This is a genomic window from Nonomuraea sp. NPDC050310 (genome assembly GCF_040655795.1).
Classification (GTDB): Bacteria; Actinomycetota; Actinomycetes; order Streptosporangiales; family Streptosporangiaceae; genus Nonomuraea.
In genome coordinates this window covers 39,048-51,794 of sequence record NZ_JBFAKP010000025.1, presented here as the reverse complement: position 1 = coordinate 51,794, position 12,747 = coordinate 39,048, and the positions used below count along the sequence as shown (strand labels likewise).

13 protein-coding genes are annotated in these 12,747 nt (G+C 71.9%); 6 read left to right on the top strand and 7 right to left on the bottom strand.

The annotated features are described in order from the left end of the window. Positions 1-103 precede the first annotated feature (103 nt). Positions 104-337, top strand: a complete 234-nt coding sequence (locus tag AB0I67_RS36980) for a DUF3073 domain-containing protein (protein ID WP_357933792.1) — start codon at positions 104-106, stop codon at positions 335-337. Positions 338-453: 116 nt separating this feature from the next. Here the strand turns inward: AB0I67_RS36980 and AB0I67_RS36975 are convergent, their stop codons facing one another. Next, positions 454-1,266 (bottom strand): alpha/beta hydrolase, encoded by an 813-nt coding sequence (locus tag AB0I67_RS36975; protein ID WP_357933789.1) that lies wholly within the window; start codon positions 1,264-1,266, stop codon positions 454-456. Between the two features lie 165 nt (positions 1,267-1,431). Between AB0I67_RS36975 and AB0I67_RS36970 the strand changes: the two genes are divergently transcribed. Next, complete coding sequence (locus AB0I67_RS36970; protein ID WP_357933786.1) at positions 1,432-1,554, top strand: hypothetical protein; 123 nt, start codon at positions 1,432-1,434, stop codon at positions 1,552-1,554. Between the two features lie 66 nt (positions 1,555-1,620). On the opposite strand, the gene purM is transcribed toward AB0I67_RS36970, so the two are convergent. From purM to AB0I67_RS36950, 4 genes are read right to left on the bottom strand one after another with little or no spacing between them, the layout of a single operon-like run. Then, positions 1,621-2,646, bottom strand: coding sequence for a phosphoribosylformylglycinamidine cyclo-ligase (gene purM, locus AB0I67_RS36965; protein ID WP_357933783.1), 1,026 nt, complete (start codon positions 2,644-2,646; stop codon positions 1,621-1,623). After that, positions 2,643-4,079: an amidophosphoribosyltransferase gene (gene purF / locus AB0I67_RS36960; RefSeq protein ID WP_357933780.1), complete on the bottom strand. Its 1,437-nt coding sequence runs from the start codon at positions 4,077-4,079 to the stop codon at positions 2,643-2,645. The genes purM and purF overlap by 4 nt, the downstream gene beginning before the upstream one ends. 44 nt (positions 4,080-4,123) lie before the next feature. Continuing rightward, positions 4,124-4,864, bottom strand: coding sequence for an SDR family NAD(P)-dependent oxidoreductase (locus AB0I67_RS36955; RefSeq protein WP_357933777.1), 741 nt, complete (start codon positions 4,862-4,864; stop codon positions 4,124-4,126). Positions 4,865-4,900: 36 nt separating this feature from the next. After that, on the bottom strand, positions 4,901-5,359 hold the full coding sequence (locus AB0I67_RS36950; RefSeq protein WP_357933774.1) for a MarR family winged helix-turn-helix transcriptional regulator: 459 nt from the start codon (positions 5,357-5,359) through the stop codon (positions 4,901-4,903). Positions 5,360-5,503: 144 nt separating this feature from the next. Here AB0I67_RS36950 and AB0I67_RS36945 point away from each other — a divergent pair, with 144 nt between their 5' ends. Beyond that, positions 5,504-7,066: a hypothetical protein gene (locus AB0I67_RS36945; protein ID WP_357933771.1), complete on the top strand. Its 1,563-nt coding sequence runs from the start codon at positions 5,504-5,506 to the stop codon at positions 7,064-7,066. Here AB0I67_RS36945 and AB0I67_RS36940 read toward each other — a convergent pair. Continuing rightward, positions 7,060-7,500 carry a sterol carrier family protein gene (locus tag AB0I67_RS36940; RefSeq protein ID WP_357933768.1) on the bottom strand — a complete coding sequence of 147 codons (441 nt, stop codon included), beginning with the start codon at positions 7,498-7,500 and terminating at the stop codon, positions 7,060-7,062. The genes AB0I67_RS36945 and AB0I67_RS36940 overlap by 7 nt on opposite strands. A 71-nt stretch (positions 7,501-7,571) precedes the next feature. Here AB0I67_RS36940 and AB0I67_RS36935 point away from each other — a divergent pair, with 71 nt between their 5' ends. The 3 genes from AB0I67_RS36935 to AB0I67_RS36925 are packed head-to-tail and all read left to right on the top strand — an operon-like array spanning position 7,572 to position 12,337. Beyond that, positions 7,572-9,671 carry a PhoX family phosphatase gene (locus AB0I67_RS36935; protein ID WP_357933765.1) on the top strand — a complete coding sequence of 700 codons (2,100 nt, stop codon included), beginning with the start codon at positions 7,572-7,574 and terminating at the stop codon, positions 9,669-9,671. A gap of 34 nt (positions 9,672-9,705) precedes the next feature. Further along, positions 9,706-11,580, top strand: a complete 1,875-nt coding sequence (locus AB0I67_RS36930) for an ABC transporter ATP-binding protein (protein WP_357933763.1) — start codon at positions 9,706-9,708, stop codon at positions 11,578-11,580. Between the two features lie 13 nt (positions 11,581-11,593). Continuing rightward, on the top strand, positions 11,594-12,337 hold the full coding sequence (locus tag AB0I67_RS36925; protein ID WP_357933760.1) for a methylenetetrahydrofolate reductase: 744 nt from the start codon (positions 11,594-11,596) through the stop codon (positions 12,335-12,337). Positions 12,338-12,346: 9 nt separating this feature from the next. Here AB0I67_RS36925 and AB0I67_RS36920 read toward each other — a convergent pair whose 3' ends face one another. Beyond that, complete coding sequence (locus tag AB0I67_RS36920) at positions 12,347-12,736, bottom strand: VOC family protein (protein WP_357933758.1); 390 nt, start codon at positions 12,734-12,736, stop codon at positions 12,347-12,349. Positions 12,737-12,747: the final 11 nt, after the last annotated feature.

The window sequence follows — 12,747 nt, the reverse complement described above, 5'->3', positions numbered from 1 at the left end:
TAATAGGCGAACGAGAGAGCTGACGCCGCCGAGTCAGGCGTCAGTATTGCGGTGCGTTAGCGACGAGGGGTCGGGGACGACCCCACACGAGGGGGTCGAGCCAATGGGGCGCGGCCGGGCAAAGGCCAAGCAGGTCAAGGTTGCCCGCCAGCTGAAGTACAACAGCGGCGGCACCGACCTTGAGCGACTTCGCGACGAACTTGGGGTCAGAGACTCCAATGCCAATGACGACGCCGACGAGTACACCGACGAGCTGGCGGATCGGTACGCCGACTACGCCGAGGATTACGGCGACAACGACGAGGACGACGACGATCGTCCGTCCGGTCGCCGGTAACCGCTCTCACGGTCTTCGGTAGACACAGCACCCGGTGTGGCCAAGCCACACCGGGTTCCTGTGCTTCCCGCCAGTTCCCCTGATCGTCCCCGTACGGCCGGCCGCCCATGGGGTCTTCAGGCGGAGGTCACGGCCGTCGTGGTCGTGGCCAGGAAGGGCAGCAGCGCCTGCGCCACCAGCTCGGGGAACTCCGCCTGCGGGTAGTGCCCGGCCCCCGGGACCAGCACCGCCTCGGCCCCCATCCGAGCCCCCTGCAGCTCGGCGACCGCGACCGGGTCACCGAAATCCGGGTCCGCCGTCCCCATGATCACCAGCGCCGGGCAGACCACCCGGTCGAGCACGGCCTCGTCCACCGGAGCGGCCCGCACATAAGCCCGGGTGGCGTGCGTGCGCTCGCGCACGGCCGCCACCGACGCGGCCCGGTAGGCGTCGAAGTCGACCGGCGGGGCACTCGGGTAGGCCGTCTTGAGGTAGGCGCCCCACGCCCCCGGCACCACGGGGATCAGCCGCCCGACCGCCGCGAGCATCATGCGCTTGGCCCAGCCCACCGGCAGGTTCGGCACGAACCCGGCGACCGGCACGACCCCCGCCACCAGCTCGGGCGCCTCGGCGGCGGCGAACATGATCGACCCCGCCGCGTAGGAGTTGCCGACCAGCACCGCAGGCCCGCCGCCCAGGTGACGGAGCAGCGCGACCAGGTCGCCGCCCTGCGCCTCGTAGGAGTAGTCGGCCCACTCGGCGCTGGACTCGCCGAATCCACGGATGTCCACGGTGACGACGCGGTAGCCGGACTCGACGAGCAGCGGGCGCAGGAAGCGGTAGGAGGCGCGGGAGTCGAGCATGCCGGGAACCAGGACCACGAGCGGGCCCTCACCGGTGACGTCGTAGGCGATCCGGCCGGCGGGTACCTGGAGGTGCTGGGTCTGCATGGCATTCTCCGTGAGCGTTGGTCTGTTTCAAGAGCAGTGCTCTCACTATGGCGTACCTCACCCAGGAAAGGCAAGAGCAGTGCTCTCATTTCTCAGAAACTGTCGGTGGGATGGGGGAGACTAGGGCTCATCATGGTCATCTCCCCTCCCCTTCCGTTCAACGCCGTGCGTTCGCCGGCAGGCAGCATCGTCGTCTTCTACACCGGCGCCGAGCCGCGCCTGACCCGTGAGCAGGCGCTCGCCTTCGCCGACCAGCTCCGCGACCTGGCCACCCAGACCGCCGACTGAGCGACCGGCCCGCAGCCCAAAGGAACGGGCCCGCCGCGAGAAGTCAGCAGCGGCGAGCCCGGAGAATCAGCGGTAGCGGGCCTGGCCCGAGCCGGTCACGACCTCGCCCAGCACCCACGCCGGCACCCCGCGCCCGTTCAGCAGCCGCAGCGCCTCGTCCACCGCGCCGGGCGCGACGATCGCGGCCATGCCCACGCCGAGGTTGAAGGTGCGGTCCATGGCCTCCTGGCCCACGCCGCCGTGACCGGCCAGCACCTCGAAGATCGCCGGGGGAGTCCACGACCTCCGGTCGAGCACCGCGTCGAGAGTGGGCGGCAGCGAGCGCGCCAGGTTGCCCTCCAGCCCGCCACCGGTGATGTGCGCGTAGGCGTGCACCTCCACCGACCGGGCCAGCTCCAGGCAGTCGAGCGAGTAGATCCGGGTCGGCTCCAGCAGTTCCTCGCCCAGCGGCCGCCCCAGCTCGGGCAGCTCGGCGTCGAGCGATAGCCCGGCGGTCTTGATGACGTGCCGTACCAGCGAGTAGCCGTTGGAGTGCACCCCCGAGGAGGCCAGCCCCAGCACGACGTCACCCTCACGCACCAGCGACGGCCCGAGCATCTTCGCCGCCTCGACGACGCCCGTGCCGGCGCCGGCCAGGTCGTACTCGTCGGCGCCCATCGCGCCGGGGTGCTCGGCGGTCTCGCCGCCCACCAGCGCGGCCCCGGCCAGGCGGCAGCCCTCGGCCACGCCGCCGACGATCTCGGCGATGCGCTCGGGCACCACCTTGCCGCAGGCGATGTAGTCGGTCATGAACAGCGGCTCGGCCCCGCAGACCACCAGGTCGTCGAGGACCATGCCGACCAGGTCGATGCCGATGGTGTCGTGCTTGCCGTACTGCTGGGCCAGCATGACCTTGGTGCCGACGCCGTCGGTGGAGGTGGCCAGGATCGGCCGCTGGTACTTCAGCAGGAACGAGGCGTCGAAGAGCCCGGCGAAGCCGCTGGCGTCGTCGACGACCTCGGGCCGGCGCGAGCGCGCGACCTTCGACTTCATCAGCTCGACGGCACGCTCACCGGCGGCGATGTCGACCCCGGCGGCTTCATAGGTGGTCACGTGGAGCTCTCCAGCACGTATTTGCCGACGTTGTCGGAGTCGATCGGAATCGGGTACACGCCGTCGAAGCAGGCCCGGCACAACTTCGAGGCGGGCAGCGTGGTCGCCTCGGTGAGACCGTCGAGGGAGATGTACCCCAGCGAGTCGGCGCCGAGCGAGGCCCGGATCTCCTCCACGCTGAGCGAACCGGCGATCAGCTCGGCGCGGGTGGCGAAGTCGATGCCGTAGAAGCACGGCCAGGCCACGGGCGGCGAGGAGATGCGCACGTGCACCTCCTTGGCCCCGGCCTCGCGCAGCATGCGGACCACGGCGCGCTGGGTGTTGCCGCGCACGATGGAGTCGTCCACGACGACCAGGCGCTTGCCCTCGACGACCTCGCGCAGCGGGTTGAGCTTGAGGCGGATGCCGAGCTGGCGCAGCGTCTCGGACGGCTGGATGAAGGTCCGGCCGACGTAGGAGTTCTTCACCAGACCCTGGCCGTACGGGATGCCCGATTCCTGGGCGTAACCGACGGCGGCCGGGGTGCCGGACTCGGGCGTCGGGATGACCAGGTCGGCGTCGACCGGGTGCTCGCGGGCCAGGATGCGGCCGATCTCGACCCGGGTGACCTGCATGCCGCGCCCGGCGATCGTGGTGTCGGGGCGGGCGAGGTAGACGTACTCGAACAGGCAGCCCTTGGGCTCGGCCAGCGCGAAGCGCCGCGAGCGCACCCCCCGCTCGTCGATGGTGAGCATCTCGCCGGGCTCGACCTCGCGGATGAAGACCGCGCCGACGATGTCCAGCGCGGCGGTCTCGGAGGCGACCACCCAGCCGGACTCCAGCCGGCCCAGCACCAGCGGGCGGATGCCCTGCGGGTCGCGGGCGGCGTAGAGGGTCTTCTCGTCCATGAAGACGAGCGAGTAGGCGCCCTTGACCTTGGGCAGCAGCTCGGCCGCCGCGTCCTCGATCGGCTGGCTGCGGTCCTGCGCCAGCAGGGTGGTCAGGACCTCGGTGTCGGTGGTGGCCCTGGTCACCCCCGGGGCCAGCCGCTCGGCCAACTCGGGGGTGTTGATCAGGTTGCCGTTGTGCGCGAGCGCCAGGCCGCCCACCTCGGTGGAGCTGAGCGTCGGCTGGGCGTTCTCCCAGACGCTCGATCCCGTGGTGGAGTAGCGGCAGTGGCCGATGGCCAGGTGGCCTCTGAGGGTGCCCAGCACGGACTCGTCGAAGACCTGGGCGACCAGCCCCATGTCCTTGTAGACGAGGATGCGGCTGCCCTCGCTGACCGCGATGCCCGCGGACTCCTGTCCACGGTGTTGCAGCGCGTACAGCCCGAAGTAGGTGAGTTTGGAGACTTCTTCGCCTGGCGCCCAGACCCCGAAGACGCCACAGGCGTCTTTCGGTGCGCGGTCGTGGGGGTCCAGGTCATGGCCAAGACGGCCGTCGCCCTTCAGCACGTGCTTCAGTCTAGGTTGGGCGCTTCGGTGCTCGCACACTCGGGTCAGGTATGTGCGCTTCGGGCAGCGTTTGACCCCTCTCGAAGAATTTCTCCGGTGAGGTTGCGGTTGGCGGCGGAGCCGAGGAAAACGGCCAGGGCGGCCACGTCTTCTGAGGTGGACAGCCGCCTGCTCGGAATCTTCGCGGCCACCGCGTCCCGCACCTCCTGGGGCACCGGGGTGCTGTCGGTGGCGGTCAGCCCGGCCGCCAGCACGTTCACCAGCACCCCGTCGCCGCCCGCCTGCCAGGCCAGGGTGCGCATCAGGCCGTGCAGGGCCGCCTTGGCGGAGCCGTACGGGCCGGAGCCGGGGGTGCCCTCCTCGGCGATGCCGGACGAGATCAGGACGATCCGCCCGTAGCCCTTGGCCCGCATGCCGGGCAGGACGGCCTGCGCCAGCACCACGTTGCCGACCACGTTGGCGTGGAGGGAGGCAATCCACTCCTGCGCAGGCACGTCCTCGAAGCGGGTGGTGAACGTCGTGCCCTGGTCCCAGCGGACCGCGTTGGCGATCAGCGAGTCGAACGGGCCGTGCTCGGCGACGACCGCGCGGATGCCCTCGTGGTCGGCCAGGTCGAGGCGGACCGTCGTGGCGGTGCCGCCGGCCCGTTCGACCTCCTTGGCGACCCGGGCCGCCCGGTCGGGTCCGGAGTGGTAGGTCAGGGTGACGTCGGCGCCGATGCCGCCGAAGGCGACCGCGATGGCCGCGCCGATTCCGGAGGAGGCTCCGGTGACCAGAACGCGCATGGGGGAGTCCCTTCAATTAGCCAACTAATTAGCCAGCTAATCAGGGGTGCACTCGCCGTGCCCAGAGCTTTCGCCCTCAGCGGAAGGGCAGGACCACATCGCGGCCACCAGCCGGGTCAGCGTCTCGCGGTCCTCCGGCGGGAGCTGGGCGAGCAGGTCCTGGTCGGCGCGCTGCCAGAGCTCCTCCACCGGGCCCTGCAGATCCTTGCCCGCCTGGGTCAGGTGCACGCAGCTCTGCCTCGGCCGGCCGCTGAACGGCACCCGGGTGACGAAACCGGCCCGTTCCAGGCGCTGCAACGCCTTGGTCACCGTAGGCGGCTCCACGCCCAGCCGGGCGATCAGCTCGCTCTGGGGCAGGCCGTCCTCGCGCCAGAGCTGGTTGAGCAGCATCTCCTGGCCCACGTGCAGGCCGAGTTCGGCCAGGCCGGCGGCCACCCGGTAACGATGCACCTTGGTGATCTTGATCAGCGCGTAGGTCAGGGTCTCGTCCAGCATGTCCTCATCCTGCCCTGGCCTGGGGCTTTGGGGCACCCTGACCCAAGTATCGGCGGGCGCTTACCGTGTCGGCGGGTTCCGAGTCCCGTTCTCGGGGGAGTGTTGGGTATCCGGTATGCCGACGACACGTCGGGAGACGTAGACGTGACCACCACTCCTGAGGACCCGAACCAGCCGCCCCGCCGCAAGGGCGAGGAACCCGAGCGTCCGGCCGACGAGACGGACGGCGGCGAGACGGGCGCCGAGAGCACGATGGTGTTCGGCGCGCACGACTGGCCGGGCTCCGAACCCCCCGGCTCCGAACCTCCCGGCTCCGAACCTCCCGGCTCTGAGCAGGGCCGCTCCGGCTCCGGCTCCGGCTCCGGGCCTGGCTCCGGTTCCGGTTCTGGCTCCGGTTCCGGTTCTGGCGCGGCCGACGCGGACGCGGAGGAGCCGGCGCCCGCCTCGCCCTGGTCGCCACCGTCCGGCCCGGCCGACCCGCACCGGGGCACCGCCGACCCCTACCGGGGCACCAGCGAGCCCGACCAGCCCCGCGTGGAGCCGCCCGCTACGCTCCCGTCGGGACCTGACGGACCGGGCGGGGAACCGGGCCAGCCGGGACAGCCGGGACAGCCCGGCCAGCCGTACACCGTGCCGGGAGGGACGCCCGCCTACCCGGGCTGGGGCGGCGAGGCGGACGAGCCCGAGCCACCCGCGACCCCGCCGTCCCGCTACGAGCAGCCGCCCGCCACGCCGTCCCGCTACGAGCAGCAGCCGCCGTCGGGCACCACGCCGTCCCGCTACGACCCGCCGACCGCGCCCTCGCCCTATGAGGGCGGGCCCCGGGAGTACGGCCAGGCCACCCCGGGCGCCTCGCCGTACGGCGGCACCGCCCAGCCCACCGGCCAGTACGGCACGCAGCCCGGCCACTTCGGCCACGCCGGCCAGAGCGACCAGCCAGGCGACCAGCCCGGCCACTTCGGTCGGGCGGGCCAAGGCGACCAGCCCGGCCACTTCGGGCATGCCGGCCAAGGCGACCAGCCCGGCCACTTCGGGCACGCCGGCCAAGGCGAGCAGCCTGGTGACCAGCCCAGCCAGTACGGCAGCCCCGGGGACCGCCCCGGCCAGTACGGCCGGCAGTCCGCTCAAGGCCCCGGCGGCGAGCCGGAGCGGCCGAGCCAGGGCAGTCACCCGCTCCAGGGCGAGCAGCTCAACGAGCAGCCGCCGCTGTCCCAGCAGGAGCCCTACAGCATCCAGCCCGGCCCCCAGCCCCCCATGGGCGAGGAGCCGTACAGCGTGCAACGCCCCTTCGGCGAGCAACAGCAACACCAGCACCCCGGCTACGGCGCCGGCCAGGTGCCGCCCCCGCCTCCGGGCGGCGGCCTGCCGTACGGCGGGCAACAGCCCGCAGACTGGCAGCCCCGCAAGCCCGGCGCCGGCCTGGCCGTGGCGTCGCTGATCCTGGGCGTCGCCAGCCTGTTCCTGCTGGTCGTCTGCGGTCTAGGTGTGCTGACCGCGCTGGTCGGCCTGGTGCTCGGCATCGTGGCCGTGTCCAAGCGCGTGAAGCCGGGCATGGCGTGGGCCGGCATCGGCCTGAGCGTGCTGGCCCTTGTGCTGGCGGTGGTCGGCCTGTTCTGGTTCACCAACACCTTCGGCGAGTGCTTCGACCTGCCGTCGGAGCTGGTGCAGCGCTGCGTGGAGCAGAAGCTGGGCGGCGACTACTACTGAACCGGCAGGTGACCTGAGAGGTCGGCACGGGCGCCGCTCGCTGAGACGGCGCCCTTCGCCATGGCCTCGGTCCAGTCCAGCCGGCCGAGGGCGAGCTCCATCCAGGTGTGGGCGTCGGTCTCGATGACGTTGGGCGGGGTCCCGCGGGTGTGCCGGGGGCCTTCGATGGCCTGGACGGCGGCGAAGGGCGGCACCCGCACCTCGACCGTGCGCCCCGGCGAGCGGGCGGCCAATCGGTCGAGGGTGTGCCGGACCGCGAAGCGCAGCGCGGTCCGTTCCGGGGTGAGGCCCCGGTCGTAGGCGGTCATGACCGCGCCCACGAGCGCGTCGGCCAGCGCGGCGGCGGGGCCGTCGTAGGCGGGCGAGTCGAGCGCGACGAGCTGGGCGTCGAGGGCGCTGCGGAGCTTCTCCGGGTCGAGCTTGCGAGCGGGCACCGCTCCATCCTCCCAGCGTGTTCGTGCTCAGGGGTAAGAGCCTTCCTCCCAGCGTGTTCGTGCTCGCGGGTATGAGCCTTCATCGCGCATTCACCCCGGGTTCCGCCACGGGCCGTAACGTCCGGGCCGAACTACTGCGCATTTGTGGAGGACCCGTGAGGAAATTCTTGCCCCTGATCTCGCACCAAGGCGGCAGGAGCGCGTTGACCTGCCAGTTCCGGTGCGGCAACGCCTGCGCTCACGGGGTCGCCAACACCAGCGGCAACGAGTACTTCGGCGACATTGCGGCCAAGGCCCTGTCCCGGCGCGGGATGCTCCGGGCCGGAGCGCTCGGCGCGGTCGTCGTCGGCGTCGGGGCGGCGGGAGCCGTACCGGCGCTGGCCGACCCGGGCGCCGAGCCCGAGGTCGCGGCCAACGGCTTCGGCTGGGGCCGTGGCGACCTGCGCTTCACCCCGGTCGCGCCGAACACCGCCGACGCGCTGACCGTCCCGCAGGGCTACTCCTCGTCCGTGGTGGTGCGCTGGGGCGACCCGGTGCTGCCGGACGCGCCCGCCTTCGACTTCGACAACCAGAGCGCCGCCGCGCAGGCCAAGCAGTTCGGCTACAACTGCGACTACGTCACGCTCTTCCCGATGGGGCACCACCGCGCCCTGCTGTGGGTCAACCACGAGTACACCGACGAGAACCTGATGTTCCGCGGGTACACCAACGGCGCCGCCGCCACCGAGGAGCAGATCCGCATCGCCCTGGCCGCGCACGGCGGCTCGGTGGTGGAGATCGAGCGCCGGGGCAACACCGGCGACTGGAAGCTGGTGACCAGGGGCCGCCGCCGCTACAACCGGCGCATCACCGCCCAGACCCCGATGCGCTTCTCCGGCCCGGCGGCCGGCAGCGCGCTGCTGAAGACCGCGGCCGACCCCGAGGGCCGCACCCCGCTCGGCATGCTCAACAACTGCGCCGGCGGCACCACGCCGTGGGGCACGGTGCTGACCGCCGAGGAGAACTTCAACCAGTACTTCGTCAACGGCCCGCGCACCCCCGAGAACGCCCGCTACAGCATCCCGACCGGCGTCTCCGGCCGCCGCTTCGACCGGGTCGAGGAGCGTTTCGACCTGGCCAAGCACCCCAACGAGGTCAACCGCTTCGGGTGGATCGTGGAGATCGACCCGTTCGACCCGCAGTCGACGCCGATCAAGCGCACCGCCCTGGGCCGCTTCGCGCACGAGGCGGCGACCACCTCGGTCGGCCGCGACGGCCGCCTGGTGGTCTACATGGGCGACGACTCGCGCTTCGAGTACGTCTACAAGTTCGTCTCCAAGGAGCGGTACATCCCCGGCTTCGACCGGCACAACCGCACCCTGCTGGACGAGGGCACCCTGTACGTCGCCCGCTTCACCGGCGACAGCCCCGGCGAGATCGACGGCTCGGGCAAGCTGCCCGCCGACGGCGCCTTCGACGGCACCGGCGAGTGGATCCCGCTGGTCAGCGGCTCGGAGAGCTTCGTCGACGGGATGAGCGCCGAGCAGGTGCTGGTCTTCACCCGGCTGGCCGCCGACAAGGTCGGCGCGACCAAGATGGACCGCCCCGAGGACGTCGAGCGCAACCCGGTCACCGGCGCGGTCTACGTGGCGCTGACCAACAACGGCAACCGCACCGCCGCCCAGGTGGACGAGGCCAACCCGCGCCCGTCCAACAAGCACGGCCACGTGCTGGAGCTGGTCGAGCAGCGCGACGGCCGCTTCACCTGGTCGCTCCCGCTGGTCTGCGGCGACCCCAACGACGCCACGACCTACTTCGCCGGGTTCGACAAGACCAAGGTCTCGCCGATCTCCTGCCCGGACAACCTCGCCTTCGACCGCGACGGCAACCTGTGGATCTCCACCGACGGCAACCAGCTCGGCAGCAACGACGGCCTGTTCGTCATGCCGGTGCGCGGCCCGGAACGCGGCTACCTGCGCCAGTTCCTGACCGTGCCGTTCGCCGCCGAGACCTGCGGCCCCCTGGTCACCGACGACCAGCGCAGCGTCTTCGTGGCGGTCCAGCACCCGGGCGAGAGCGACGGCGCCACCCCCGACAACCCGACCAGCCACTGGCCCGACGGCGGCGCCTCCCAGCCCCGCCCGGCGGTCGCGGTGGTCTGGCACAGCCGGGGCAAGAAGATCGGCGCTTGACCTCAAGTCCACTTGAGCTCCTACTGTCGCTGCCATGAGCATGGAAGTGACAGCCTGGAACCAGCTTTACCGGATGAACGAGCGGCAGGAGCGCAGGGCCCTTTCCCGGGCCACGCTCCGCCGCGTCGCCGCCTTCGCGCGGCCCCACCGCCTGCGGCTGGCGTGGTTCCTCGGGCTGAGCGTGATCGCGGCGGCGCTCGCCGTCGGCTCGCCCGTGCTGGCCGGCCGGGTGGTGGACACCATCGTGGGCGGTGGCCCGGCCTCGACGGTCGTGACCATCGCCCTGGTGATCGCCGGCCTCGCGCTCGCCGAGGCCGGCATCGGCCTGCTGAGCCGCTGGTTGTCGGCCTCCATCGGCGAGGGCCTCATCCTCGACCTGCGCACCGCCGTCTTCGACCACGTGCAGCGCATGCCGATCGCCTTCTTCACCAGGACCCGCACGGGCGCCTTGGTCAGCCGGCTGAACAACGACGTCGTCGGCGCGCAGCGCGCCTTCACCGACGTGCTGTCCAGCGTGCTCGGCAACCTGGTCACCCTGGTGCTGACGCTGAGCGTGATGATCTCCCTGTCGTGGCAGATCACCCTGCTGGCGTTGCTCCTGCTGCCGGTTTTCGTGCTGCCCGCGCGCCGCATGGGCGTCCGCATCGCCCGGCTGCGCCGTGAGGCCGCCGACCACAACGCCGCCATGGGCAACCAGATGGTCGAGCGCTTCTCCGCCCCCGGCGCCACCCTGGTCAAGCTGTACGGCAGGCCGGACGCCGAGTCGGCCGAGTTCGCCGGCCGCGCCCGCCGCGTGCGTGACATCGGCGTGCGAGCCGCGATGACCCAGACCCTCTTCGTCACCGCGCTCACCCTGGTCTCCGCGCTCGCCCTCGCCCTGGTCTACGGCCTCGGCGGCGTCTACGCCCTGCGAGGGTCGCTCGACGCCGGCTCGGTCGTCGCGCTGGCCCTCCTGCTCACCCGCCTGTACGCCCCGCTGACCGCCCTGGCCAACGCCCGGGTGGACGTGATGAGCGCCCTGGTCAGCTTCGAGCGGGTCTTCGAGGTGCTCGACCTCAAGCCGCTCATCGCCGACAAGCCGGATGCGCGAGCCGTACCGGACGGGCCGGTCGCGGTGGAGTTCGACGACGTGCGCTTCGCCTACCCGGCCGCCGACAAGGTCTCGCTCGCCTCGCTGGAGGAGGTCGCGGTGCTCGACGCCCGCGGCGGCGAGGAGGTGCTGCACGGCGTCTCCTTCCGCGCCGAGCCCGGCCAGATGGTCGCGCTCGTCGGCTCCTCCGGCGCGGGCAAGTCGACCATCGCCCAGCTCCTGGCCCGCCTGTACGACGTGGACTCCGGCGCGGTACGGCTGGCCGGCACGGACGTGCGCGACCTGAGCGCGGCCTCCATCCGCGGCACGCTCGGCATGGTCACCCAGGACGGCCACCTGTTCCACGACACCATCCGCGCCAACCTGCTCTTCGCCCGCCCGGAGGCGAGCGACGCCGAGCTGTGGGAGGTGCTGCGCCGCGCCCGGCTCGGCACGCTGATCGAGTCGTTGCCCGACGGGCTCGACACCATGGTCGGCGAGCGCGGCTACCGGCTGTCCGGCGGCGAGCGCCAGCGGCTCACCATCGCCCGCCTGCTGCTCGCCCAGCCCCGCGTGGTCGTGCTCGACGAGGCCACCGCGGCGCTCGACTCCACCAACGAGGCGGCGGTCCAGGCCGCGCTCGCCGAGGCTCTGCAGGGCCGGACGGCTCTGGTCATCGCGCACCGGCTGGCCACGATCCGCGCCGCCGACCAGATCCTGGTCATCGAGGACGGTCGCGTGGTGGAGCGGGGCCGGCACGCCGAGCTCCTGGCCCAGGAGGGCCGCTACGCCGAGCTCTACCGCACGCAGTACGCCGAGGAGGAGGAACTGGCCGCCTGAGATGATGGGCGGCATGACCTTCGAGGTGGTTTGTGAGATCCAGCCGTCGACGAGACCCGACCTGAAGGCGGTCCGCCACCAGATCGGCACCCTGAGCACGGTCTCGTCGACCTTTCTCATCCCCGACAACCACATCGGCCGGGCGACGATCTCCAGCATCGCCGTGGCGCACGAGGTGCAGGCCATGGGCGGCCGGAGCATCGCCTGCCTCAACTCGCGCGACCGCAACCTGCTCGGCTTCCAGCGCGACCTGCTGACCGCCGCCGCCTACGGCGTCGACCAGTTCCTGTTCGTCTACGGCGACAAGCCGGCCAGCGGCAACCGCACCAGCGACCTGACCGTCCGGTCGATGATCGAGGAGGCCCGCGCCTTCTCCGGCGACCTCCGGCTGGGCGCGGCGGCCGGGCTCAAGCCGTTGCCCGGCTTCAAGCGGGCCGCCGACTTCCTCTTCCTCCAGGTCAGCTTCTCGGTCGAGGCCATGCTCCGCTGGCGGGAGGCCAACCCCGTGGACGTGCCGGTGTACGCCGGCGTCATGGTGCTGGCCAGCCAGAAGCACGCCCTCGCGCTCGGCGCGGCCATCCCGGACATCGAGATCCCGGCCGACCTCACCGAGCGCCTCGCCACCGACCGCATGGCCGGCGTCGAGGCGGCCTGCGCCCAGGTCGAGGCGATCCGCGACTCGGGCGCCTTCGCCGGCGTGCACCTCATCCCGGTCTCCCGCTACCGGGACGTGGAGGCCCGGCTGGCCAAAGCCTGACCCCGGAGGTCAGTCCCAGCGCTGGGCGTTGCCGTCGTTCAGCCGGCCCGGCGGATCGGGGATCACGCAGAAGTGCAGCCCGGCCGGGTCGCGCATGACCTGCCAGCCGTTGACCGCGCGCACCCGCACCGCCCCGAGCGCCTCCAGCCGGGCGGTCTCGGCGGCGACGTCGTCGGTGTGGATGTCGAGGTGGACTTTCGCCTCGCCCTCGCCGAGCCGCTGCACGAGCAGCCCGAGGTCGCCGGTGTATCCCAGCTCGGCCGACTGGTGGTACTCGGGGAAGCGCTCGATCTGCTCGAACGGGCGGCCGAGCGCGCCCTGCCAGAAGGCGACCTCGGCGTCGTGCGTCTCGTCCGGCGCGTCGATCACGACCACGCTCATTCTGCTGTAGTGGACCATGTACCGATCAT

Excerpts from the sequence above, each read along its gene's own strand:
- AB0I67_RS36975 (WP_357933789.1), bottom strand. The coding sequence starts at position 1,266 with ATGCAGACCCAGCACCTCCAGGTACCCGCCGGCCGGATCGCCTACGAC.
- AB0I67_RS36930 (WP_357933763.1), top strand. The coding sequence starts at position 9,706 with ATGAGCATGGAAGTGACAGCCTGGAACCAGCTTTACCGGATGAACGAG.
- AB0I67_RS36935 (WP_357933765.1), top strand. The coding sequence starts at position 7,572 with ATGAGCCTTCATCGCGCATTCACCCCGGGTTCCGCCACGGGCCGTAAC.
- AB0I67_RS36955 (WP_357933777.1), bottom strand. The coding sequence starts at position 4,864 with ATGCGCGTTCTGGTCACCGGAGCCTCCTCCGGAATCGGCGCGGCCATC.
- AB0I67_RS36925 (WP_357933760.1), top strand. The coding sequence starts at position 11,594 with ATGACCTTCGAGGTGGTTTGTGAGATCCAGCCGTCGACGAGACCCGAC.
- AB0I67_RS36950 (WP_357933774.1), bottom strand. The coding sequence starts at position 5,359 with ATGCTGGACGAGACCCTGACCTACGCGCTGATCAAGATCACCAAGGTG.
- AB0I67_RS36920 (WP_357933758.1), bottom strand. The coding sequence starts at position 12,736 with ATGGTCCACTACAGCAGAATGAGCGTGGTCGTGATCGACGCGCCGGAC.
- AB0I67_RS36980 (WP_357933792.1), top strand. The coding sequence starts at position 104 with ATGGGGCGCGGCCGGGCAAAGGCCAAGCAGGTCAAGGTTGCCCGCCAG.